This window comes from Photobacterium toruni, from assembly GCF_024529955.1.
In the GTDB taxonomy this organism is placed as follows: domain Bacteria; phylum Pseudomonadota; class Gammaproteobacteria; order Enterobacterales; family Vibrionaceae; genus Photobacterium; species Photobacterium toruni.
Genome location: NZ_AP024854.1, coordinates 1,712,331 through 1,736,560 on the forward strand (window position 1 = coordinate 1,712,331; position 24,230 = coordinate 1,736,560).

The 24,230-nt window shown below is 36.1% G+C and carries 20 protein-coding genes and 1 riboswitch; of the genes, 8 read left to right on the forward strand and 12 right to left on the reverse strand.

Annotated features, from left to right (window positions below):
* Positions 1 to 87 precede the first annotated feature (87 nt).
* Together OC457_RS08160 and OC457_RS08165 are read right to left on the reverse strand one after the other, a co-directional pair.
* A complete protein-coding gene (locus tag OC457_RS08160) occupies positions 88 to 402 on the reverse strand; it encodes a hypothetical protein (protein ID WP_080176204.1) in 315 nt (104 codons plus the stop codon).
* 379 nt (positions 403 to 781) lie between these two features.
* A complete protein-coding gene (locus tag OC457_RS08165; RefSeq protein ID WP_080176628.1) occupies positions 782 to 1,726 on the reverse strand; it encodes an IS1595-like element ISPma1 family transposase in 945 nt (314 codons plus the stop codon).
* A gap of 172 nt (positions 1,727 to 1,898) precedes the next feature.
* Here OC457_RS08165 and OC457_RS08170 point away from each other — a divergent pair, with 172 nt between their 5' ends.
* Both OC457_RS08170 and OC457_RS08175 read left to right on the forward strand, forming a co-directional pair.
* Complete coding sequence (locus OC457_RS08170) at positions 1,899 to 2,900, forward strand: ribonuclease T2 family protein (RefSeq protein ID WP_235866891.1); 1,002 nt, start codon at positions 1,899 to 1,901, stop codon at positions 2,898 to 2,900.
* Between the two features lie 557 nt (positions 2,901 to 3,457).
* Positions 3,458 to 4,960 carry an alanine/glycine:cation symporter family protein gene (locus OC457_RS08175; RefSeq protein ID WP_080173307.1) on the forward strand — a complete coding sequence of 501 codons (1,503 nt, stop codon included), beginning with the start codon at positions 3,458 to 3,460 and terminating at the stop codon, positions 4,958 to 4,960.
* A 270-nt stretch (positions 4,961 to 5,230) separates the two neighbouring features.
* On the opposite strand, the gene OC457_RS08180 is transcribed toward OC457_RS08175, so the two are convergent.
* Positions 5,231 to 5,512 (reverse strand): hypothetical protein, encoded by a 282-nt coding sequence (locus OC457_RS08180; protein ID WP_080173306.1) that lies wholly within the window; start codon positions 5,510 to 5,512, stop codon positions 5,231 to 5,233.
* Between the two features lie 292 nt (positions 5,513 to 5,804).
* On the opposite strand from OC457_RS08180, the gene OC457_RS08185 reads away from it, so the two are divergent.
* Positions 5,805 to 6,170 carry a hypothetical protein gene (locus OC457_RS08185; protein WP_080173305.1) on the forward strand — a complete coding sequence of 122 codons (366 nt, stop codon included), beginning with the start codon at positions 5,805 to 5,807 and terminating at the stop codon, positions 6,168 to 6,170.
* A 169-nt stretch (positions 6,171 to 6,339) separates the two neighbouring features.
* Positions 6,340 to 8,274 carry an FUSC family protein gene (locus OC457_RS08190; RefSeq protein ID WP_080173304.1) on the forward strand — a complete coding sequence of 645 codons (1,935 nt, stop codon included), beginning with the start codon at positions 6,340 to 6,342 and terminating at the stop codon, positions 8,272 to 8,274.
* A gap of 80 nt (positions 8,275 to 8,354) precedes the next feature.
* Here OC457_RS08190 and OC457_RS08195 read toward each other — a convergent pair whose 3' ends face one another.
* From OC457_RS08195 to OC457_RS08215, 6 genes are all read right to left on the reverse strand, one after another.
* A complete protein-coding gene (locus tag OC457_RS08195) occupies positions 8,355 to 12,884 on the reverse strand; it encodes an SslE/AcfD family lipoprotein zinc metalloprotease (protein WP_306341378.1) in 4,530 nt (1,509 codons plus the stop codon).
* A 178-nt stretch (positions 12,885 to 13,062) separates the two neighbouring features.
* Positions 13,063 to 13,779: a hypothetical protein gene (locus tag OC457_RS08200; protein ID WP_080173302.1), complete on the reverse strand. Its 717-nt coding sequence runs from the start codon at positions 13,777 to 13,779 to the stop codon at positions 13,063 to 13,065.
* A 111-nt stretch (positions 13,780 to 13,890) separates the two neighbouring features.
* A complete protein-coding gene (locus OC457_RS08205; protein ID WP_080173301.1) occupies positions 13,891 to 14,331 on the reverse strand; it encodes a hypothetical protein in 441 nt (146 codons plus the stop codon).
* A 64-nt stretch (positions 14,332 to 14,395) separates the two neighbouring features.
* Positions 14,396 to 14,878 carry an HAD family hydrolase gene (locus OC457_RS08210; protein WP_306341377.1) on the reverse strand — a complete coding sequence of 161 codons (483 nt, stop codon included), beginning with the start codon at positions 14,876 to 14,878 and terminating at the stop codon, positions 14,396 to 14,398.
* Positions 14,838 to 14,999 carry an HAD hydrolase-like protein gene (locus OC457_RS20865; protein WP_306341376.1) on the reverse strand — a complete coding sequence of 54 codons (162 nt, stop codon included), beginning with the start codon at positions 14,997 to 14,999 and terminating at the stop codon, positions 14,838 to 14,840. Before OC457_RS20865 ends, OC457_RS08210 begins: the two co-directional genes overlap by 41 nt.
* Positions 15,000 to 15,030: 31 nt before the next feature.
* On the reverse strand, positions 15,031 to 15,735 hold the full coding sequence (locus tag OC457_RS08215; RefSeq protein WP_080173336.1) for a helix-turn-helix domain-containing protein: 705 nt from the start codon (positions 15,733 to 15,735) through the stop codon (positions 15,031 to 15,033).
* Between the two features lie 393 nt (positions 15,736 to 16,128).
* Between OC457_RS08215 and OC457_RS08220 the strand changes: the two genes are divergently transcribed.
* A complete protein-coding gene (locus OC457_RS08220) occupies positions 16,129 to 17,397 on the forward strand; it encodes a glycoside hydrolase family 18 protein (protein ID WP_235866890.1) in 1,269 nt (422 codons plus the stop codon).
* 356 nt (positions 17,398 to 17,753) lie between these two features.
* Positions 17,754 to 17,851, forward strand: a riboswitch (glycine riboswitch).
* Positions 17,852 to 17,930: 79 nt separating this feature from the next.
* Positions 17,931 to 19,331 (forward strand): alanine/glycine:cation symporter family protein, encoded by a 1,401-nt coding sequence (locus tag OC457_RS08225; RefSeq protein WP_080173299.1) that lies wholly within the window; start codon positions 17,931 to 17,933, stop codon positions 19,329 to 19,331.
* A gap of 59 nt (positions 19,332 to 19,390) precedes the next feature.
* Here OC457_RS08225 and OC457_RS08230 read toward each other — a convergent pair whose 3' ends face one another.
* Together OC457_RS08230 and dtpA are read right to left on the reverse strand one after the other, a co-directional pair.
* Positions 19,391 to 19,612 carry a hypothetical protein gene (locus OC457_RS08230; protein ID WP_162494722.1) on the reverse strand — a complete coding sequence of 74 codons (222 nt, stop codon included), beginning with the start codon at positions 19,610 to 19,612 and terminating at the stop codon, positions 19,391 to 19,393.
* 41 nt (positions 19,613 to 19,653) lie between these two features.
* Positions 19,654 to 21,132 carry a dipeptide/tripeptide permease DtpA gene (dtpA, locus tag OC457_RS08235; protein ID WP_080173298.1) on the reverse strand — a complete coding sequence of 493 codons (1,479 nt, stop codon included), beginning with the start codon at positions 21,130 to 21,132 and terminating at the stop codon, positions 19,654 to 19,656.
* A 521-nt stretch (positions 21,133 to 21,653) separates the two neighbouring features.
* On the opposite strand from dtpA, the gene OC457_RS08240 reads away from it, so the two are divergent.
* Positions 21,654 to 21,965 carry a high-potential iron-sulfur protein gene (locus OC457_RS08240; RefSeq protein WP_080173297.1) on the forward strand — a complete coding sequence of 104 codons (312 nt, stop codon included), beginning with the start codon at positions 21,654 to 21,656 and terminating at the stop codon, positions 21,963 to 21,965.
* Positions 21,966 to 22,030: 65 nt separating this feature from the next.
* Here the strand turns inward: OC457_RS08240 and yegD are convergent, their stop codons facing one another.
* Complete coding sequence (gene yegD / locus OC457_RS08245) at positions 22,031 to 23,383, reverse strand: molecular chaperone (RefSeq protein ID WP_080173296.1); 1,353 nt, start codon at positions 23,381 to 23,383, stop codon at positions 22,031 to 22,033.
* Between the two features lie 213 nt (positions 23,384 to 23,596).
* Here yegD and OC457_RS08250 point away from each other — a divergent pair, with 213 nt between their 5' ends.
* Complete coding sequence (locus tag OC457_RS08250) at positions 23,597 to 24,220, forward strand: thiol:disulfide interchange protein DsbA/DsbL (RefSeq protein WP_080173295.1); 624 nt, start codon at positions 23,597 to 23,599, stop codon at positions 24,218 to 24,220.
* Positions 24,221 to 24,230 lie beyond the last annotated feature (10 nt).

The window sequence follows — 24,230 nt, forward strand, 5'->3', positions numbered from 1 at the left end:
TTGATAAATATAGTATTAAGACACTACAGTATAAATTTAATCACATTAAAATAATTAAAAATCAGGTTTAATTATTGATTTATATTGCTATTCAGCTTCATTGGATAGTTCTTTAACAACAAGATCATGTGGTAATACATCATCTTTTTCCATCATGGCTAAAATTTCAATCATACGAGAATGGCGTGATTCTTGCTTGAATTCATGTAATACGGCAATTAGATTATTTATTTTTTGTAGGGGGATACGCTTAATTACTGCTTTTTGGCGACCGGGAACTTCATCGGCAAAATCAATTAAAATTTGACGGTAGTCAACACGGGCTTCTTTTACTTCACCAGTTGCTTCTACACTTTTTAACATCGCACTGAGCGCTTTTTCTGCAGCTGCGAAACTGTCCATTAATTACCTCGGATAATAATACAAATCTGCTTTAACATAAAAATTGCTAAGCATGCATTGATAAAATAAACAATCTTAATGATAAAAATCAACATTGTTCTATATTTAGCTAAATGAAATTAATAACCTCAGATGAATAAATGAGATTGGTGTTTACCTACCAATATTCCTTAAAGTGAATATGTTCACCTCAAAGTCTCTTCTATTATAATTGATCTTTTCATTTTCGTGTAACTGGGGACGCTACTTCTGTGAATATTACTCTGAGTTAGCTTTTTTGTGAACACTAATTTAAAAAAATTGGCAATTTATTCATTTAAAATTGATCGTATGGTCTTTTTTGACTCGATTCTTCACTAAAACACATACACAATCCTGATTACCACCGAGACTCAGCCAGCGTTAATAATTTCTCTGGCATCGGTGGTGATTTTGCACCACATTTAATTAGCGTATTGAATATATCTTCAACTCGAAACCGATAATTAAATCGAAAACAGAATTCACCAAGATAACGAGGAATATGCTTTTCTCTAATTGCGTGATATGTCCCTTTTATCGAATTTTTAACGTTACCAATCATGGTATCGACCCAATAAAATGCAGCTTCATATTGGTGAAGTTCTTTACCATTTTTTGGTAATGAACCATGAATAATATCTGCTGCTAACAGACCATTAAAACAGGGTAAACCATCTGATATGACTAACGTTTTTTCTTGTAAATGCTTTTTAGCCCAATCTGTAATTTCTTGTTTTTTAAAACAAGAAACAACACTTAGCCGCATATAAATAGGATGACCTTCTTCATTCAAAGAGATCGCTGATACAAAAGGTGTTTTACCTTTGGCACCACGTCCTCGCTTTCCTTTTTGTTTACCTCCAATATATGCATCATCCAATTGCACGATATTGCCTAACTTTCGATTATCATCATGCTCTTTCATCACTTGCATGAGCTTATGTTTTATTCGCCATGCTGCGTTATAAGAAACCCCTAATTTACGCTTTAGCTCTAATGCTGAAATACTGTTTTTATCTTGTGTGATGAGATAAATAGCTAAAAACCAAGTAGTTAACGGTAATTTTGAATGGGAAAATAAAGTACCTGCCGTCAATGATGTCTGATGGTGACACTTATTACATTGATATAATGACCGCGATTTAAGTTCACAATAACTTTTAGAAGCACAGGTAGGGCAAACGTAACCATTTTTCCATCGAATATTAAATAAACGCTCTCTACATTGAATTTCTGTCCCATACATTTGCATAAATTCGGGTATAGAAAAGCCTTTCTGAAATTGGATTGAATTCTTAGGCATAACGTCACTCCTATACTTCAATATCTTAAAGTATAGGAGATAATTTAACAGTGGCTGTTAAATAGTGGTAATCAGGTACACAATTACCCTGTACACACTTTTATCCCCTTAATAAAAGTCTAATAATCAACTATAGTTAGCACTAAATCATCCATTTCATAATAGGCAAATTGTGCGTCCTAACTCTCTTTTAGTTACTATTCTTGTCGGTAATATTCTCTCTCTTTCTAGCATTACCGCAAATGCATCTATTCAATCATCGGGTAGTTTCACATCAAACGGTAGCTGTGAAGCTTATCAATCTTTTCGTAAACAAACTAATCCGAATAACACCCAACTAATTAGCAATAAACAATACGCAATTAAAGCTATAAATAAAAAAGATTTTGATTGGGTGCAGATACTTATTCCTAACGCATCTCCAGCAGTACGTTGGGTTAGTAAATCATGTGGTACCACACACCTTAATAGTAATACCGCAATAAAGCCCACAACATCATTTGATACTTCACCCAAAAGCTGTAATACCCGTAATGAATTTGATTCATATGTATTAGCCTTGACATGGCAACCAGGATTTTGTGAGCACTTTAATTACAGAGGTAATAAACCAGAGTGTACAGCCATTAATGACGGTAAATTAAAAATAACGAATTTAACGCTACATGGTTTATGGCCAAACAAAGCCAGCTGTGGCACCAAATATGGTTATTGTGATCGTTATGCTCGTCTGGATCTTTCAGCATCTACTATCAAAGAAATCGCACCATGGATGCCAAATTTTTATTACCAAACAAAATTTGGGGAATATGAGTGGAAAAAACACGGCGTTTGTCAAAATTTAGACGCTAATGACTATTTCTTAACAGCAACAAAGCTGGTTGAAAAAGTAGACACATCTGCAATTGGTCAATTTATCAAAGCAAATATTGGTAAAAATGTCTCAACAGCCAGTTTTAAGAAAGACCTCATTTCTCATTTTGGCGCTAATGCCGTTGATCGTATTAGCTTAGCTTGTAGTCAGGGTAAATATTTAAATGAAGTTCGATTGAATATTGGGAAGTCCTTTAATGTTAACAGTAGTGTTCAGGCATTGCTTGAATCAGGTCCTAAAGGACGCCCTTTTTATGGTAATTGCCATAAGAAAATATACATTGAAGCCGCTGGAAAGTAACTATTCTCATATTTAGTTTTTATTTCTTCATTAAGAGAGCAATGTATCATATTGCTCTCTTATACTTGTTTCCTATTCTAGCAGCCTATATTAAAGCATTTCTTATAATCAACCTCGCTACAAAATCAGCAATAACCCAGCCATTAAAAATTTATACACTCTTTTTTTTAATGGCAAAATCTCAACATACGGTAATGCACAGCGTACAATAGCTTTTATCTAACTCCATTCACAATTATTTATAACCAATTGATTAGAAAGAATAAAAATACACACCACTATTAACAATGTAACGTGTTACATAGTAATATTTCTTTTTTTGTGATATAAGTCTCCTTGGATTTTAGATTTTTTGTGCTACCTTGCATCGCCTTAGATGGTAATGAAATCGGTTACATGTTAAGTAATTGTAATGCACAATAATCATGTATATTACAAATTATAAGCAATAAAAAACCTATTATAGAAACCGATAGCAAGAGCACTCACAAGTAATGAATGTTCCTCTTCACTAAGTAATCCTTCAAGATTACATAGTTTTATTAACAGGAAAAAATATGACTTCTACGAATGGAAATATACTGGGATCAATCAATGACACCTTAATGGCGATTATTGGTTCAGTAAACGGCGTTTTATGGGGCCAACTTCTCGTTTATTTATTGGTTGGTGTGGGAATTTACTTTAGTGTTCGTCTTGGATTTATTCAAATACGTCAATTCCGTCACTCAATCGATGTATTAAAAAGCGGCCGTGAAATAGAAAATGGCATTAGCTCTTATCAAGTTTTTTGTACATCAATGGCTGCTCGTGTTGGCACTGGTAATATGGCAGGTGTTGCTGTTGCACTAACTATTGGTGGTCCAGGTGCTATTTTTTGGATGTGGCTAATTGCTATCTTTGGAATGGCTACGGCATTTATTGAATCAACCCTTGCTCAAGTATACAAAGTAAAAGACGTTGATGGTCAATACCGTGGTGGCCCTGCTTATTATATGGAGCAAGGTCTTGGTAAGCGTTGGATGGGTACTCTTTTTTCAATCTGTCTTATTATTGCTTTTGGTTTTGTCTTCAATGCCGTTCAAGCAAACACCATCACAGACGCACTACACCACTCTTTTGGTTGGGATGAAACGACTCAAGGTATTGTGATTGTTATCTTTACTGCCTTTTTTATCATGGGTGGTTTACGCCGAGTTGCAACAGCATCAACAAAAATTGTACCTATCATGGCTGTTGGTTACTTAGCTATCGCACTTGTTATTGTGATAATGAACATTACTGAATTACCAGCCGTACTTACACTGATTGTTAAAAGTGCATTTGGTTGGCATGAAGCTGTTGCCGGTGGTGTTGCTTTTACTGCTTCACAAGCAATGCAAAGCGGTATTGCCCGTGGCTTATTTTCAAATGAAGCAGGCATGGGTTCAGCAGCTAACGTTGCAGCAAGTGCGACCCCTAACCCTAACCACCCCGCTTCACAAGGCTTTGTGCAAATGTTAGGTGTGTTTGTTGATACTATTGTTATTTGTACAGCATCAGCAGCAATGATCATGCTTTCTGGCGTAATGAACACACCAGATGCAGGAACAGGTATTGCGTTACTACAACAAGCATTAAGTAATCAACTCGGCGACTGGACAACGTATTTTATTGCTTCCGCTATCTTACTATTTTGTTTCTCATCGATTATTGCAAACTACACTTATGCAGAAACAAATATTATGTTCTTAAATGGTAATACTAAAAAAGGCCTATTATTATTCCGCCTTTGTGTATTAGGGATGGTAATGTTTGGTGCTGTTGCTTCTCTTCCTGTTGTTTGGAGCATGGCTGACGTTTCTATGGGCTTAATGGCTCTAGTTAATATTATCGCTCTTATCTTCCTTTCGGGATTAGCCATTAAGGTTATCAAAGATTATGAAGAACAACTTAAAGCAGGTAAAACACCAGAATTTGATCGCTCTAAGTTTAAAGAACTGAAAGATATTGAAGGGGCATGGCACCCTGATACTATTGCAGAAGCACGTGAAGCAAATGGAAACACGTTTGATAAATAAAATAATCAAATAGTATCTTTATATTTAAACCAGTCAGTAATGGCTGGTTTTTTTGTCTCTATTTTAAATATAACAGTATTATACCAATATCATTAATTAAGTAATCATCTTTCAAAAGCATTCGATTCGCTATCACTTTCGCGTGTATTCGCTGTAAGGCATGCTGAAAAAGGTTATTAAATTAGGCAAGAACTTATTATGATTGATATTATTTAGACAAAAATAAAAGGCTAGAGAAATTATTTCTTTAGCCTTAGAAGTATTTAAACATTATAAGTAACCATGTTGGCTTTTCCAGCTTTCACTCATTTGTGCTAAAACACACGCAGGAAGTGGACGATGAGCTTTTGCAGGCTGTGAGGCTATTTTACGATAACCGCTTGCTTGCAGTCTTAAATCAAAAGCTTGATCAATTGGCTTGCCAGCTCGTGCTAAATCCCAACGGAAAACACGCAGTGCTGTATATTCATGTTGTTCAATTTCGCCACCATAAGGATACATGAGCACTTTAGCATATGCTTGATTTGCCAATTCGAAGTTCACATTAATCATGAGTTTCTCCTTAGCACCTATTGGCTATCACTACTACCAAGGGCTATATTTAACGTAAAACGTTACAGTGTCGCATGCAAGTCATTTCGCAAAGATCTTGATGTAAAACGGTATATATAACTAAATTATGTGATACCACACTCAATATTGTATGGTTACCACCCACTTATCGATTAAAAAAAAATCAACAATAATGAAATTTGCCCAATGGTATCAGTTTCTAAAAATTGCTCTTTAAACCCGTTATAAGCTGCATTACTATGCTAGTTATAACCACTTCAAGGACTACATAATGCAACCAATACAAGTGCAACCTAACCCACAAATTGCCGTTATTTTTAAAACATGGTCTACGGAGTGGGCTAAAGAAGCAGCAGCAGGAAAAAAAGATGCTGCCAATCAATTTCATACGGTATATAACATTGCTGCTGATTTATTCGCTAAAGGTGGTGAAATTGATATCTCTGTTATTTCTGCGTTATTTAATGACTGTAAGCAAAAAACAGAAATGGCAGAACAACTGGTTAATAAAATACAAATCAGTTTAAAAGATGATGATGAACGTGCACAACAATTAATCAAAAAAGTAAATACAGCTGCACAAGATGCTGCTTTTGCAATGAATTATCTTGGTCAATTATTGCTACAATCAGCTTAATTAAATGAAAAAAGCAGTGTCTCACACGATGCACTGCCTTTATTTTTATAGCATCACTAATAACGTATTACTTGTATTGCACTATTTATCATTTTTCACGGCTCATTTAGTTTTCTTTTCAACTATATTTTGTCGTATCTGCATGTTTCACTATTAACAAGCCGCCATCATGAAAATAACAACGTTAACGACTATGTTTAGCCGCTGGTTTTCCAATGCAGCAGACATCCCCGATTCTATTCGTATAACTATTCCAATGTTAGTTAGCCTAGGTGTATTTTATGGCTTAGGTTTTACTAGTGCCGGAATCTCAGGTTTAATTACAGCGTGGTTACTCGGGGTTCAAGCGCGAAATCTACCCTATTTAAAAAGATTACAAATACTGTCTATTTCAGTACTAATCACCGTTGTTGCAACCTATTTAGCTTTTTTAGTCTTTAGTTATATGTGGCTAAGTGCTATTACATTATGCTCTATTGCTATCCTTTATGGCCTAATGTCTAACCAACGTCCTCACATTCGCTTGTTTGGTTATAACTTTGGCTTTATCTACATTATGGCAATTCATTTTGCTTCTGTCGGTGATAGTTTAGTTATTGTTCTTATGGCTAATGTCTTCGCTGGCTTTAGTGTTATGCTATCTTCATTAGTTTTATGGCCTTTTTTTAAAGGACGCATATTGCATCAACATACAGTGACTGTACACAATGCACTGGCCGATTGGCTTAATGAATTACGCTTTTCTAATAATGAAACTCAATTGGCAGCAAGACGCCAGTTCTTTTATCAAAGTGCGCATAATTTGGCGTATTACAGTAATTCTGTTTCCTCCTCAAAACGCGCACTACAAATAAAAATAGAGCTACAACGTTTATTAGAAATGTCTGAGTATATTATTTGTTTAGAACGGGTGCTTAGCTTTGATATTCATACAACAACCCGAGTTAAACTTTTTGAGTGGATAGAAAAAGCAGTAGAACAATTAAGAAACAAGCAACAGATCACAGCAACCTTTACTACTAACGAATACAAAAATACAATATATATAATTGATATAATAGAAAAATTCAAACGCTGCTATAACTTTGATACCTTTTCTTCGCCCGATAACAGTAAAAATATCTATTTATTTACAAGTGATAGTGAAGCATTTATTAGTGATTTCCGTCTTGCACTTAAGTTTAATTCTAAAGAATGGCGTCATGCTGGAAAAATTGCGGTTACATTAGCGGTAACTCAATTTTTAACTGAGTTCTATCACTTACCACAAGGTTATTGGATCTCATTAACTGCATTTATTGTATTGCTGACTTCATCAATGGCGGTAACTAATCATAGAATTTGGAATCGTTTCTCTGGTACTGCATTAGGGGGAATTTATTGCTTCATCTGTTTGTATTTCGTGCCTCCACAGCACCTCTTATTATTAACAAGTATTTCAGTATTTTTTTCTTTCACGTCATACCACAAAGAACGTTACGACATTCATGTTTTCTGGCTAACATCAATGATTGTATTCGCTATTAGCTTGTTATCCCCTGATAATACATATGTATCTTTTTATCGTATTATCGATACATTATTTGGGGTAACTATTGCATTTTCGGTGAATTACTTCATTGCACCAAGCTGGACAATGACATGGCTAGATCGTCACACTGCTAGCATGATAAAGTCTCAAATTTTATATGTTGCTGTATTAGATAAGCCTCAATGGGAACAAAAAATCAACTTATACCAAAGCCAACAACGCTATTATGCATTAAATGGTGAGGTGATGAATTTACTAAAAGAACCAAACTTAAGCCCTCGCACATCAAAAGACTGGCTTAGCTTATTAGTATTAATTCAACGTTTAAATGATGCATTATTATTAGCAACCAAATTAGGTATTCAATCAGATAAACCACAGTCTACCGCCCGTTGGATCAGTCAATTACAGTGGGTAAAACAAACGTTTCCAGATCGTTGTAAACATGGTGAAATGCCACCATTTGATCCTGAAACAACACCACTACCTGACGATATGTTGTGTGCATTAATAGAAAAAGATATTCAGCAGCTTACTGCGTGGATGCTCTATCAACGGGCATTTGTCGTGTAAGTAATGTGGACGCTTTAAAATAGCAAAAAGCCGCGAACCTTTATTGATTCGCGGCGTTATTGCTAAAAAATATATGCTATTTAGTTCATTTTACGAACTGTTATTGCGTTAATCTTTAACGGATCACGCTGTGGTGCATCAAGTTTTAGCGCTTTTACTGCCGCACGTCCGGCATTCGTAACACCACCTTCATAAGAAGGCTCTGTCACACCAGGGATCATATAAGCTTTTGAACCTGGTGACCAAGCATTAAAGAAACCACTTAGATCAGTTTGTGCAGCATAAGATGCACACACCATTAGTTGATCTCCTTTACTCAAACCTGATGTCGATTGACAAACATTAGGTGACGGTAATTGCATATTGTCTTCTAAATTACCACGCGTTAAGCGATGCATTAGTTTAAATAAATTCCACCCCTTCATACCATCAACATCAGTAACATAATAGCTTGGTAACTTTCCTTTCACTATATTAGTAATATCGAATTCAGTTTCAGCCCACTCTTTCAATTGAGCAAACATCACAAGTCGCTCACCATTACCACCAGCAGCCCAAGCATAAGGTGTTTCTAAGTTAACGAAAGCTGGAGCCATACGAATATCTTGCTCAACACGTGCCATTTTACCTAGATGCTTATCCTGCATATAAAGAGCCAGAATATTATTTACAACCTCTGTAGAGCCTTCAACGTTAAAGGGTGCTTCAGCTGCGTTATGACCAACTTCATGCCATAACAACCAACTGTTTAATGGTGACATTTTAATATCACTACTATTAGTATCAAAGCTGATGTTCATAACAGGATAACCTGAATGTGCGGCACCAATAGAGATAGCAACATCATTAACGACATGATGTTTATTATTAGGCAGTGTCGTATCTGTTACTTTTTTATGACGTCCTGTACCTTCACTATTAATTTCATCTCGCGCATAAAAATCATTTAGATCTTCAGCAAAAATATCTAACTCTTGCGTAAATTTCTGTGGACTACCGCCATAATTGCTGGCTTGAAGATTCTTTGTGGCCGCCGTATAAATAAAGCTATCAGATTCAATTTCACCAATTGGAGCAACTGACTCTTGCGGATTTACCCAAGCATTATTTTTGTACCATGGCGCGGCAACTGTTCCATCTAGATTAACAGTTACATTTCCTGTTTCACTACCTGATACATAAATCAAGCCACCGTAAGGTGCCGTAAATGTTTCACTACCACCAGCTAATAATGTGAATGATTTAGAAACACGTGGTGGGCGCAGTAAACCCAACTCATGCTTTTCACGACCAGTTAAATCGTCAGCTAAAGCCACCGTGATTGTTACTGGATTACTATTTCCTTGAACTGAAATAGTAAATGGCTGTTGTGCCACAGCCCATTGACCTGTTGATTGTCGATTACCTGCATACCATGCAACAGTATTATTCGATAAATCAACCTCGACACTGGCTGATGATGAACCTTTCGCCTCACCCGGATATTGACGAATATCCGCCTTAATATCTAAATCAAAATATGAACGCCCCAGCATTAAGCGTGTTAATGGTTTTTCCATATAGTTAAGTGGATAGCTTGGGTTCATCCAGCCTTGGTATTCAGTATTTACATCGCTATTCGCGCCATAAACCATATTATTATCGGCAAGGCTTTGAGCCAGTTCAGGGCTACAAACTGTTTGACTATCGGCTTCATCTCCATAACAATTTAGGAACTCAGTAAAGCGTTTAAAGCCTAGTTCATCTTTATTAACGCCTGATTCATAACTGTAATCAAGATCATTCCACAACCATACTGTCATATTTTGATAAATACGATTTAGATCAACACTATTTAAACGCTCACCTTGATGACCTTTCGTGCGGAAGTACAATTCATGCTGATATAAGCGTTCAATATTAGTACCAAGATCAGCTGCTTTTACCATCGCTTTCGCTGTAGCTTCATTAAGATCTAATTCAGAATAAATTGGACGGTACATAGTGCCCGTTAACTTAATACCATTACCAGGTCTGCGCTCTAAACAATTGACTTCATAATGATAATTATCATCAGAACACTCTTTATAGCCATCAAAAGCTGTTAATAATGCTGCTTTTTCTATTGATATTTGATCTGCTGATTTACCTGCTGTATCAATAAAAGCTAACTGTGATTCGTACTTTTCTGTCACCATATTAAAATATGACTTACGAGCAACTTCTAACTTAGGTTTATCATCAGGTTTTCCTTGTAGAATATAATCCCAAGAAACCTCACCTGTTGTTTCATCAATATTATAAGGAAGCTTAATACCCTCTTGGCCTTTTACTGTCGCGTATCTTTCAATAACCCAAAAATCATGCTCGCGCTGTGATCTAATACGATCAGGGTATCCCCAACTCGGGCCACCATTTTGAACTACAGATTCTCCATTAACAGCGATACCGACACTATCAAATAAACGTCTAATATCATCATTTGGTTTACCATTTATACTTTCAACAATGATTACTTTACCGCCCACTTCTATATATTGAATAAGATCCGTAACATCTTGCTCTGTTAATAATGGTCTTGATAGATCAGCAAGCATAGGATCATGATCATTTGGCTTATCTTGATATTCATGAGTGCGAATAATCAATAGCGGTATATCTTTTGGAGTAAGGCCAGCAAAACTATTAACTATTTTAGTTTCCACATTAAATTGTGGATCAATGTTAAATATCGCCTCATTACCATGCCATGTAGTGTGCTTCCTGAAATATGTCTTAGTAATATTTGTTCCTACCGTTATAGGAGCACCACTAAGATCATATTTATCCGCTAACAAATAACGAAAAGTATTCTTAAAGAAATTTGCCATATCTGCTGTATCAGTAGCTCTTCCTGCTGGAACAATACATTTACCTTCAGATGTTACTCCACCTTCCCAACTATAATTACGTGGGCAAACTAAAATACTGGTATAGCGAGCATTACCGAGCAACATTGCTTGTCCTGCACCTAACTCGCCGAGACTAATAAAAGGCAAACCAAAAGTGGCAGTATCGGCACCAACAACTGCAGGCTCTACTATTGATGGTGCTTCAGTAATATAAGTAAGACCTCTTTCATCCCACGCTTTCTTTTCCTTAAAACCTAACCAAAAATTATTATCATTACGTGTCATCATAATCGGAAATGCACGATTGGAAATATTTATAGCGCCCTGTCCTCGAACAAAACCAGCACTACCATAATAGTTACCACCAGGATCAGAGAACACATGAAATTTCTCTACTGGCATCCAACCATCTTTAACTGCATCTGCACCTGCGCCCCAAAGCTTATTAATATCAGCTTGAATATTTGGCTCTGTTACTGTTGCAGTACGTGGAAATGACAATGGTGAAAATAACAGGTTTGATTTACACGTTTCACCACAAATTGCACTATCAATCTGTTGTGCTAAGCCTGATTCAAATTGCTTATCAAATTCACCAACAACAGGTTTTAATTCACCAGTACCATTATCTAATTGTACTGATTCAGAAAGTTCGATATTTAGCGCTTCATTAATCACATTTGGATATTGAGCAAATACATTATGAACACGTTCGGAAATATAAATATGATCAGTAGCGTCAGAATAACGTTGTAATAAGCGAGCAATATTACGACCAGCATGCCCTTCAGCTAAATCTGCTACCGTAAATTGGGTTTTATTAGCTTTAAGCTCACCTAATTCAAACGTATCAATACCAAAAGCAACACTTTCGCCCCAGCTAAAGCTAAATTTACCTTGATCATCAGTTTGCCCACGCCCTGATGGGCTGTAATACTCGACACCCACAATAGGTTGACCATCAAGATCACGTAAAAACCCTTCCGTTAAGATCATTTTAGTTGGCTGGTAACTTAAATTTTGCTCTGCATTTGCACTCACAAAATGACTGTTTAAATCATTACTCGTTCCTGGTGTAACAACGGGTTGTGATTCAGGTTCATGGGTTGATGGTTTACTGTCAGTGTCTGTACTTTCATCAAGTTTATCGCTAATCAACGCATTAAATTCAGCGGTTGGAAGCAATAAATCATTAGAATTATAGAAATTATTAAACCGTAATTGGTCAAGAGCCGATAATTTAAAATCAATAACCTTACCGCTTTCAACAGCCATTTTATTTAATAATGCTTGTGTATTAGCAATTGCCTTAATACGTTCATCATCAGTAAAAGCAACAAATCGATCAGACTCAGCAAGTGTTAATTGCTTGATTCTTTCTTTTGATCCTGACTTAGTCGCTTGTAATTTTACTGCAGTAAACGTTGCTAATTTGATGCTTTCATATGAGCAGTCGAAAGTATCACCATCTTCGATAATAAAATCAGTCGCGGGTGAACCATTACAATGCACACTAGCACCAAAATTCATGTCACCATTAAGAGAAAATACACCAGTTGCAGGAGGAATAACGGGATCGACTGGTGGTAAAATATCGGGTATTTCAGGATCAACTGGCGGTGTTATCTCAGGATCAACAACTGGTGGTGGTGGAATAGGATCACTTGAATCACTACCACCATTACAGCCCATCATTAATGCAGATGATATTGCTAATACGATTAACTTTTTATTGGCCACAAAAACTTCCATAATATTTTATTATTGTATATATATGGAGGTTTATATACTGGAACATACCAAGAAAGCAATCACTGTTATCACAAAAAACACCAATCTAGCTATGATAGCTAGAAACAATAAACACTTTAAAAACAAATAATTAAATTATTACACTGTGAAACATTATGATACAAACTCACGGATAAGTCGTTACTGTTTTATCTTTGGTATTTACGGATAAATAAAAATTATTATCTGATTCTTCATAACGGTTAAAACTAAATAGGAAACACTGCTGACAATCAAAAATAGGCTGAGAATAATTGAGGGCTAAATTACTACCACCATTACGGTAATATTGACTATCAAGAGCTAATCCTACTGCTACTAATGCTTGTTGGCGGTTATTGAACTCAGGTGCTTTACTTATATCTGTAAGATAATGGCCTGTATTATATTCAATACGGTACATTTTATTATCATCAGCAATTAAAATATCCCGCCATCCATTATGTAATTCATCCGCCATAAGAATCGGGCGGTAAATATTTATCCATGCTGCTAATTTTTTCTGGTTATGGCTAAATAAAAAGCCCTGACAACCTTTTTTTGTGCAAAAATCATCAATTTGCATAAGAATAAAAACTTCATCACTGCCATTATTATTTAAATCTGCATATCCATAAATATAGGGTGCTAACCCATTTTCCTCTAAAGGCAGCCCTTGATCGGGTTTTAATATATATTTATGTACAATTTCTGCAGCAAATTCTGCTCGTTCTTTATCATTTTCTAAATACAATGAGCTTTTAGTTCCCGTCAAAGAATGATCATTATGAATTCGATTTGCTATCATTACGGCACCAACACATACCACCGCCAACAATAAATATAATGCCCCATATTTAATCATTCTTAACACCTTTATTAAGCTACCCCTTTTAGTGTACTAACGATGATGTATTTTCGCTGGTTCTATTGTAATAAAAACCGTTAGTGACAAAGCCAACTAACGATTATCGTATTATCCATTTAAATTTTTTCGACTTCCCTTTCTCGGTTCCTCAATAACCCGTCGATGCCAAATTGAGTAATGCCGTAATCCTGCCGGTCCATGAGCAATAAAGACTGAAAGTAATAGTACCGTAATATAAATATTGGATTGGTGCTGTGGAAGAACAACAATAGAAGAAAGTAATCCTAATTTAATAAACGTTAATACACCTTTGAGTTGAATTAACCATAACGTTGAACGATAAATTTCTTGTGCCATCATCAAAACACCGGAGCACATAGCTAATAACCACCAGTTGAGCCATAACGCTTGATCAAGATGGAAAATAAAGCCACCACTTGATATAGCAACGCCTAGAATATGCAAGGCACGAATGGATGTTTTGCTTAACCGTTGAATCCAGAAGCGAGTTTCAGATAATTGATATTGAGACGATGAATGTTTAGTCATTATGACATCACTAATAAGTAAAAAAACGCCACCAGCATAACGTATTTATCTCAATGGCTAAACCCTACCGTTGAAAAGCTCGAAATTCACTGATTACCCCATTACAAACTCGGTAACAATCCATACTAGCCGCATGTGCTGCTTGACAGCCTAATTCTGTATCTTCAAATACTACACATTGTGCTGGCGGTATACCTAATAAACGAGCAGCCTCTAAGAAGGTATCAGGCAATGGCTTATGATGCTGGACATCATTTGCAGTAACCACAGCATCGAGTAAAGGAAGAATCTCTAATGTAGTCAGGATTTCTAAAGCATGGTGTCGATAACACCCCGTACCAATAGCAATACGCTTATTCATTGTTTTTTGTTGCTTCAATACCGCAAATGTAGCCGGAATAATATCGCCCTTATACTTGATCTCATCAAAATAGCGTAATTTACTCACCACAAGTAACTGAGGATCTGCATCAATCCCATGCCTATTTAATAGCGCTATCGCAGTATTAATAGTAGGTGAACCTCCCCATTGAATAAAACCAGTCACGATCAAATACCAATCCAAAATCATGACATGTTTGTTGCCACGCTTTAATATGGGCCGGCATTGAATCAACCAATGTGCCATCCATATCAAAAATAATCCCTTGGTATGACGATAAATCCATTTAACTCTCCTTATATTTGATCTGTCCCTTATTAGGATTCTTTATCATTATTTGAACGAAATTTTCCTGGAGAACAACCTATATATTTTTTAAATACACGAGAAAAATAAGAAACATCTTTAAATCCAGCGGAAGTCGCCACTGATGCGATTTTTTCATGATCAGAACTCAATAAGCCGCATGCTAAATCTAACCGTTTTTGAATAATATATTGTTTTAATGTAACCCCCATCGTGGTATGAAATAATCGAGAAAAATATGTCGCTGAAAAATCACATGCTTTTGCTAAATCTTCTTCTCGTAATGGTGCACTAATATCATTATCGATAATTGATAATGCGGGTAATATTGAACGTTCACGTTGTGACATATCATCATCCACAATGATATCTTCTTTATGAGTATGTAATCGGCTTAAACAGCTATCAATTTTTTGTCTATTCGCACTAGCAACTAAAATATCTTCTGCGCTTGCTCGTAATGCAACAATTGCTAACTCAGAATCTAACTCATGGTAAACAATCACAATTTTAACTAAAGGATAATGTTGTTTAATAATCCTCAGTAGTTTAAAACCATTTGATTTTGAGTTTTCAATTTCAATGAATATTAATTCAGACCCTGTCATTATTAATAATAATTCATAGGGTGAAACCTCTAAAACATTATGATATTTAACAAGATTATTTTTAACACTGGTATATTTTTCTTTATGGCAGCAATTAACCCAAATCACATTACCCCCTAACATAACAACTAATACATTTAGTTATCAACTTTGCGATTTAAATAAGAAGACAATTACATACTATTAATAAAATAATTTAATCTCACAGGATTTGTTGTTCTAAATATTAGATTTAATCATTTTTATACCGATATATAGCAATAAAAACGCAATAATATTCTTAGTTTAGCTGATGTCGTACTACTGATATTTCACATATTGATACTAATTACCAACCCGAATATTGTGATGAATGTCAAATAATAATATTAATGTGTTACCTTTTTTTTATCAATATAGTCAATAATATAGAGCCTTTTTATAAATTTGATTAAACAGTAAATGACTTCTTTTTTTAACACAACTCGAGCGCTCTCTCTCTATTCTCTTCTAGCCTGTAGCTTGTTATCTCAAATTAATCTTACTCATGCTGCAGAAAAGCTGCCATCTTCTGTTGTTGCAGCTTATTATCCTGATTGGAAAGTTTATACTCCTAATAACCCGTATTCAGCAAGTATGATTCCAGCTGAAAAATTAACTCATATTATCTACGCTTTTCTTGCCGTCTGTGGACCTGTAGATTCATCGCCAGATAACATCAAAAAACTCATGAAAACCCAATGTCTGGATAAACCTATTGGCAGCGCCATTATTTTAGATGAGTATGCAGCATTACAAATCAAGCTTACAGGTGAAACATCGACAAAAGTCGGCTACAAAGGAAATTTTGGTCAATTAAAGGCATTATCAGATAAATATCCTCATTTAAGTATTTTACCCAGTTTTGGTGGATGGACCCTTTCTGAGCCTTTCCATACTGTTGCAACTAACCCTCTTTATCGACAAACCTTTATCAATACTGCTGTAGATTTAATCACTAAATATGACTTTTTTGATGGTATCCAAATTGATTGGGAATATCCTGGTGGGTATGGGTTATCAGGTAAAGGACAAAATCAGGTCGCACAAGAAAGAGAAGCTTATAGTCTTTTAATTGAAGAATTACGGTGTAAATTAAACGAATTAGGTAACCAACATAATCGTAAATATCAACTTTCAGCGGCCGTCAATGCTGATAAAAAAACCTTACCTGGCATTAATTGGTCTCAGGTGACTCAACATTTAGATCAGCTTTATTTAATGAGCTTTGATTTCTTAGGTAACTGGGATGATATTGTCGGTCATCATAGTAATTTATACAGCACTCCAAATACTCCAAATAACAATTCAGTCGATAATGTAGTAAAAACACTTATAAATAAACAAGTTGATCGAAATAAGATTATTATTGGCAGCCCTTTTTATGGTCGAGGCTGGCAAGGTGTCAATTTTATATCCCCCGATAAACTTGAAAATTTAAAGAGCCAAGGTGGGTTGCGTAAAGGATCTGATATTAAAGATCCAGGTTATTTTAACTATAGTGATATCAGTAAATATTTCATGAACAACCCTAAACTGGGCTATCGTTATTACTATGATGAACATGCAGAAGCCGCTGTTCTGTATAATAAAAAGAATAAAGAATACATTAGCTTCGAAGATAAACGATCACTTAAAGCTAAAGCTGACTATGTAAAAAAACATAAACTTGGCGGTGTTTTTGGGTGGGAAATAACTTCGGATACTAATAATGAACTTATCTCTACACTTGATAATAGCTTAAATCCTTAATTATCGAATATAAAAATTTCTTAATCTCAAAAGCGCTAGAAGAACAGCCTCTCTTTAGTAGTTGGTTTATTTTTATACGGAATATTCCTTTCGTTGTCACTTAGCGCTTATTTTATTCCGTCAACGCTTTTTTTTTTTATTTTTTTGCTGACAATCACATTTTTATCCCCTAACATTGCGGTCGAAATGAGTTCCGATGAAGATAGCAGGAGAGCGGCCATTGACGAATGCCATTATGGCATAACACGTCGGCCCGCCGAAGAAGTAAGCGATGAATAATATGATCCCATCATGTTTTTATTCGTAAATCTTTCAGGCACTAGGTTGCAGTAATGCAATAGGTATGGACTGTTATTGGAGGAGCCTCTGGAGAGACTCGTTAAATCGAGCGCCGAAGGAGCAAACCGTAAAGTATTACGGTGAAACTCTCAGGCAAAAGGACAGAGGAGATAAGAGCAGCAACCAGAAGCCATTCTGTAATAACAGTTACCTGTTGTTCTATATCTCTTCCTTTGTACGTTGAAGGAGGAATAATGAATCCACTACATGACACAATTTTTAATTTTCTACGCACATTAGATAGCTTTGTTTGGGGACCTCCCCTATTAATTTTATTAGTAGGTACCGGTTTATACCTCACAATTCGACTTGGTTTTATCCAGATCCGTTACTTACCACTGGCATTACAATATGTTTTTGGTGGTAAAAAAGATCCAGATAGTACTGGCGAAGGTGATGTTTCTAGCTTTGCTGCTTTGTGTACTGCTTTATCTGCAACAATTGGTACAGGTAATATTGTTGGTGTTGCAACCGCAATTAAATTAGGCGGCCCAGGCGCTCTTTTTTGGATGTGGCTTGCTGCTTTATTTGGTATGGCAACAAAATATGCTGAATGTTTGTTAGCCGTTAAATACCGCGAAATTGATGCTAATGGTCAAATTCTTGGTGGTCCAATGTACTACCTTGAGAAAGGTGTTGGCAGTAAATGGCTCGCTAAACTGTTTGCGATATTTGCAGTAGGTGTTGCTTGTTTTGGTATTGGTACATTTCCACAAGCGAATGCGATTGTAGAAGCGGCACACATCTCACTTAATGCGCCCAAAGAAATCACCGTTGTTATATTAACCTTATTGGTGGCGACAGTAACATTAGGTGGTATTCAATCAATATCTAAAGTAGCAAGTACTGTTGTACCGCTTATGGCTGGCTTTTATATTATGGCTTGCTTGATCGTCTTAGGTACTAACTTTCATGCGCTACCAGCGGCTATTGAAACGGTTATTCAGTCAGCCTTTACTGGTCATGCTGCTACAGGTGGTTTTGTCGGTGCCGGAATGATGTTAGCTATTCAGTCAGGTATTGCACGCGGTGTATTCTCTAATGAATCTGGATTAGGTAGTGCTCCAATTGCCGCCGCTGCTGCACAAACAAATTCATGTGTACGCCAAGGCTTAGTCTCAATGACGGGAACGTTTTTTGATACTATTATCATTTGTACAATGACAGGTTTAACCCTTGTGGTAACTGGCGCTTGGACGGGTGATTTTGCTGGCGCAACAATGACAACACATGCCTTTGCTGCAGGTTTGCATTCTGATTATTACGGTCCTTTAATGGTCTCTATTGGCTTAATGTTTTTTGCCTTTACCACTATTTTAGGTTGGAACTACTACGGTGAACGTTGTATTACTTATTTATTTGGCGTAAAAGCAATTATGCCTTACAAATTAGTTTTCTTAGTGCTTATCGCCAGTGGCGCATTCATGCAACTAGATATGATTTGGGTTATTGCTGATATTGTTAATGGTTTAATGGCTATTCCAAACCTTATTGGTTTAGTGGTATTACGCCATGTTGTTATTGCAGAAACTCAACAATACTTTGCTAACCTAAAATTACAACGTGAAAATAGCCAGCCTCTTTCTGCTCAATAATTAGTTGCAACCAATAAAAAAACCTCCGTTAATTACTTCAATGTAATACTGAGGTTTTTTTATATCTTATTGCTCTGTTTTAAATTTACTGTAGACGACTTCACACACCGACTTTCTAGCCCTATAACAGCCTGCTCTTCCTGCTCTTCCTGCTCTTCCTGCTCTTCCTGCTCTTCCTGCTCTTCCTGCTCTTCCTGCTCTTCCTGCTCTTCCTGCTCTTCCTGCTCGCGCATTATTACACACAAAAAAAAACGGATGCCAATGACTTTATTCGTCGACATCCGTTTAATTTACACATCAAACTTATGAGATTAACTCATGATTATGCAGCTGTTACTGTTGCTGGTGTATCTTCACCACGCATAACTCGTGTTAGCTTAGGCGCAATAATCATAGTGAACAGAGCAATACCTGCTGTAGAGTAACCGATAATACCAAACACATGGCTGTATAACATCAGTGTTTGATGCGGTTCAATAACGTTTGCAGGTGCAGCGGTTAACGTCGCCACCCAACCAGCAACAACGGCAGCGGTTGCTGATGTTAAGAACCACATTCCCATGGCAAAGCCCATCATACGTTGTGGTACAAGTTGAGCAACCATCGCTAAGCCAAGGCCTGACACAAACAACTCGCCGATAGATTGGAATCCATAAGAGACAATTAACCAGTTTGAATCAACAATACCGTCGCTATTAGCAAAATGTGCACCAAGCACTAACACTAAGAATGACAAGCTACATAGCACCATCCCCAATGCAAATTTAAATGGCATAGAGAAACGATCGCCGTATTTATTATAAATCATCGCAAGTACTGGACTGGCAATCATAATCCATAATGGGTTAAGTGCTTGGAACTGTTCAGGCGCAACACTGATACCAAATAAGTCATGAGAAATATTATGGATAGCAAAGAAGTTCAGTGATGTCGGCATTTGGAAATAAAGAACAAAGAACACTACACCTTGTAGCATCAATATAAAGGCCACAAACATTTTTGCTCGTTCAATACCTGATGTTGAGAATAACTCTTTAAAGTACAAACCAACAATCGTACAACCAACAACAATTAAAATAGCGTGTGCATAAAATAGATGTTGTAATAATACTGAGCTAATAAAACTTAATGCAATAGTACCAATAACAACACCAAGGTAATATGTCTTATTAACTGGTTTCATATCTGGCTTAGAACCGATACTTTTAACAATATGACCACTAATAAAGAAGTTAATAAGAGTAATAACCAAACCAGCAGCACTCACACCAAAGGCAAAGTCATAACCAAATTTCTCTGCAATCCATGGTGATAATAACATTGAGAAAAATGAACCTAAGTTAATGGCCATATAGTACATAGTAAATGCACCATCAAGACGAGGATCATCTTTACCATAAACTTTTGCTAATAAACTTGAAGGGTTTGCCTTAAATAAGCCATTACCCATGGTAATAAAGCCCATGGCTATATAGATAAGATCTGAACCACCGTAACCGCTAGTTGCAGATAAACCTAATAAAGCATAACCAACAACAAGCACCATCGCACCTAATTTGATGGTTCTTTTAGTCCCAAGAACTTTATCCCCAACCCAACCACCAATAGCAACAGAGCCATAAACTAAGGCTGAAAAGGCACCAAATAAAGTAAAAGAAGCAGTTTCTGACATGCCAAGGATCTTAACCATATAAACAGTTAAAATTGCTTGCATACCGTAGAAACCAAAACGTTCCCAGAATTCAATTGAAAATATCAAATAGAACGGTTTTGGTTGTTTAAATACGTTCTCGTCAGACATATGCTGTATCCTTGAAAGATTTCAGGTAAAACTAATCCAAACACGTATATTTCTTAATGTTATTTCGCCCCAATGTAAAATAACAAGAATAATGATGCTATACCGTTTTATTAGTAATGAATATAAAGTAAAAAGCAGCTACAAATTATAGTTATGCGTTTTCTACATTAAGACTGAAATAAAGTAATAAATAAAGACACCGAAAATGAAACATTAAATACCATTGATGAATTTTAATGATTAATCTCTTTATAAACATGCAATTATAATATAAATACGCTGTACAAATATTAGAGAAGATAATTATCATTTATTTAAAGCTAATAAATACACAACTGATAATAATTACTATTAAGATTTACAGCAACTAATACTATCGTTAATAGCCTGTTTTATATTCTATATACTATTATTTAAGAATAAGAAAATGAACATATACCAAAAGCTATTAGTGTATTTATTTCTGCTTATTATGAGCGAAATAATATAGTTATTCAGTAATAACGAATAAGGTAGATATTATGGTGAAAAAATCATCACGTCGTCGTTTTTTACAATTAACCGCTGGTGGGCTAATCGGTTTGACTCTTGGTAATAAACAGCTAATACGCTCAGTTTCTGCCGCAGAACTTCCTCACCTTGAAGAAAATGATCCACAAGCAATGGCACTAAAATATGTCGATAAATCAACTATTGAAGGCCAACAATGTAAAAACTGCCTTCTAATTCGTGATGATGCGAAGAATAGTAATTGGCAGCCTTGTGCTATATTTCCTGGTAAGACTGTTAATATTAATGGTTGGTGCTCAGCATACGCATCAAAACCAGCTTAACGATTATTTTTTATTTTAAAATGCCTGCATTATGACGCAGGCATTTATATTATTAGTACTAACGCTTAACTGAAGCAACGCTCTCCCCAACGTGCTAAACCCGCTGTTACAGAACCAAAATAATTACCACTTACTATTGGAATATTAGGTAGTTGTTGCTCAATACATTGGCGTAAAATAGGCGAACGTGCAGTTCCCCCAGTCATAAAAATAGCATCAGGCATTATGTGGCTTTGTGCCATAGCTTCAACGACAAGCTCACGCATTTTCTCTTTGGGTGTTTCTATTGCTTCCGCTAATTGCTGTGCTGAAATATCAACTTCAAACAGATCTTGCATTAACGCCATATTAACCGTGTGATGTGCTTGACTCGATAATGCAATTTTTGCTTCTTCAGCATGACGAATAATCTGATACCCTAAGGTCTCATGATAGACATGAATTAAGCGCAACAGTAGTTGTGGATCAGCGGCATCATGACGAAGTCTTTCTAATGCACGTAAATTAGCATCACCATAAAATTCAGTTTGTGCTGCGACGTTATTAATCGCAATCGGGTTCCAGAACTGATTAAACGGCATATCAATCCCACGTACCGTTTTACTGCCTAGACCAAATTGTGGCATCAATTGCTTAAACGCTAAATGGATATCAAGATCATTACCACCAACCCGCTGACCACTATGTGCTAATAAACTTGAGCTACGATCAGATAAATGACAAAAACTTGGCCCCATTTTAATTAACGAGCAGTCTGTTGTACCACCACCGATATCAACCACTAATACGGTTTTATCTGTTGTTAATGTTGATTCATATTCAAGCCCAGCCGCAACAGGTTCAAACTGAAAACACACGTTTTTAAACCCTGCGCGTTTAGCCGCTTGTGATAAAATTCCTTCAGCTTGTTGGTTTGCGCTCTCACCACCAATGCCTTGAAAGTTTACCGGACGCCCTATAACTGTACTGCTAATATCTTGTTGTAAACTTTGTTCTGCCGTTCGTTTAATATTGACCATCATTGCGCAAACAAGATCTTCAAAAAAGCTAATTTGACCATCACGTAAACCATTTGCCCCTAAAAAAGACTTTGGGGATTTAACGTAATAAACTTCTTCTGGATCATCGAGATAGAGGTCAAGAGCTGCCTGACCAAACTGCAAATCACCTGCAACAACATCTATATCTTCTTCACGATTAAACGCCATAGCACGACGTAAAACCTGCTCACCAACACTGTTTGATGGCGAAATTCCCATAAAACGGTATAAGTATTCAGACACAGCTTCCCGTGTTGGCGCACATAAGGTCGACGGAATATATTGATTATTTTTCTCTAACGGTAAAAGTTTAGGTTTACTGTCTTCCATCACTGCAACCGAACAATTTGCGGTTCCATAATCAAATCCAATGTACATCGATTAATACTCACATGCGGCAAAAAAGCCGCTAATAATAGCTGATTATAGGGTGTAACACACGGAGATATTTGTTCTCAGTTTGAGATAATGAAACAAGGCCAATAAATGTTTACTATTTATACTTGAATGAATTAAGTAGCACATTTTTTATGGCTTTTTAGCCATTTATCGACATAATAGAAAGATTATTTTTTATAAAAGTACTGACATATGAAACGTATTTATCAAGCTTTTTTTGTTCTACTCTTTACTGTATTTGCATTGTCAGGGTGTTCTGACTCAAAAACACCACAAGAAGGTGATCAATACTCAGTGATCCCTACCCCAATGCCAGAAATGAAAGGAGTCACTGAAATTTTCTCTCTTTCTTGTGGTCATTGCCGTAAGATGGAAAGTATTCTGCCTGAAATCAAAAAACTAACGAAGAGCGATATTAAGCAAGTTCACGTTATTTTTAATGAAAGTGCGCAAAAAGCAGCCTTTATCTTCTATGCCGCAATGGTACAAACGGATAATAAGCCAAGCTATGCATTAGTTGAGCAATTATTCTCATATGTACAAGACTCACCAAAAGATATGAGTGTTGAACAACGAAAAACAGCCGTTGATAAAATTTTCCATGATAACAACTTGAAAAGTCCTTATGAGCTAACAGAAGCTCAACAAAAAGAAGTTTTCAAAATGTTCCAACGATCTGAAGAGATTGTTCGTAATACAGCTCTAGAATCAGTCCCTGCATTCCTTGTTAATGGTAAATACCTTGTAAATACCAGCGCCCATAAGAGCTTACAAGATTTAGCAAATACAATTGATTATTTAAAAAACAAGCAATAATCATTTGAGT

Coding starts and splice junctions, on each gene's coding strand:
- OC457_RS08175 (WP_080173307.1), top strand. CDS start 3,458: ATGACTTCTACGAATGGAAATATACTGGGATCAATCAATGACACCTTA.
- OC457_RS08225 (WP_080173299.1), top strand. CDS start 17,931: ATGAATCCACTACATGACACAATTTTTAATTTTCTACGCACATTAGAT.
- OC457_RS08160 (WP_080176204.1), bottom strand. CDS start 402: ATGGACAGTTTCGCAGCTGCAGAAAAAGCGCTCAGTGCGATGTTAAAA.
- OC457_RS08165 (WP_080176628.1), bottom strand. CDS start 1,726: ATGCCTAAGAATTCAATCCAATTTCAGAAAGGCTTTTCTATACCCGAA.
- OC457_RS08180 (WP_080173306.1), bottom strand. CDS start 5,512: ATGATTAATGTGAACTTCGAATTGGCAAATCAAGCATATGCTAAAGTG.
- dtpA (WP_080173298.1), bottom strand. CDS start 21,132: ATGTCTGACGAGAACGTATTTAAACAACCAAAACCGTTCTATTTGATA.
- OC457_RS08250 (WP_080173295.1), top strand. CDS start 23,597: ATGAAACGTATTTATCAAGCTTTTTTTGTTCTACTCTTTACTGTATTT.
- OC457_RS08200 (WP_080173302.1), bottom strand. CDS start 13,779: ATGATTAAATATGGGGCATTATATTTATTGTTGGCGGTGGTATGTGTT.
- OC457_RS08230 (WP_162494722.1), bottom strand. CDS start 19,612: ATGTCGACGAATAAAGTCATTGGCATCCGTTTTTTTTTGTGTGTAATA.
- OC457_RS20865 (WP_306341376.1), bottom strand. CDS start 14,999: ATGGATTTATCGTCATACCAAGGGATTATTTTTGATATGGATGGCACA.
- OC457_RS08240 (WP_080173297.1), top strand. CDS start 21,654: ATGGTGAAAAAATCATCACGTCGTCGTTTTTTACAATTAACCGCTGGT.
- OC457_RS08205 (WP_080173301.1), bottom strand. CDS start 14,331: ATGACTAAACATTCATCGTCTCAATATCAATTATCTGAAACTCGCTTC.
- OC457_RS08190 (WP_080173304.1), top strand. CDS start 6,340: ATGAAAATAACAACGTTAACGACTATGTTTAGCCGCTGGTTTTCCAAT.
- OC457_RS08185 (WP_080173305.1), top strand. CDS start 5,805: ATGCAACCAATACAAGTGCAACCTAACCCACAAATTGCCGTTATTTTT.
- yegD (WP_080173296.1), bottom strand. CDS start 23,383: ATGTACATTGGATTTGATTATGGAACCGCAAATTGTTCGGTTGCAGTG.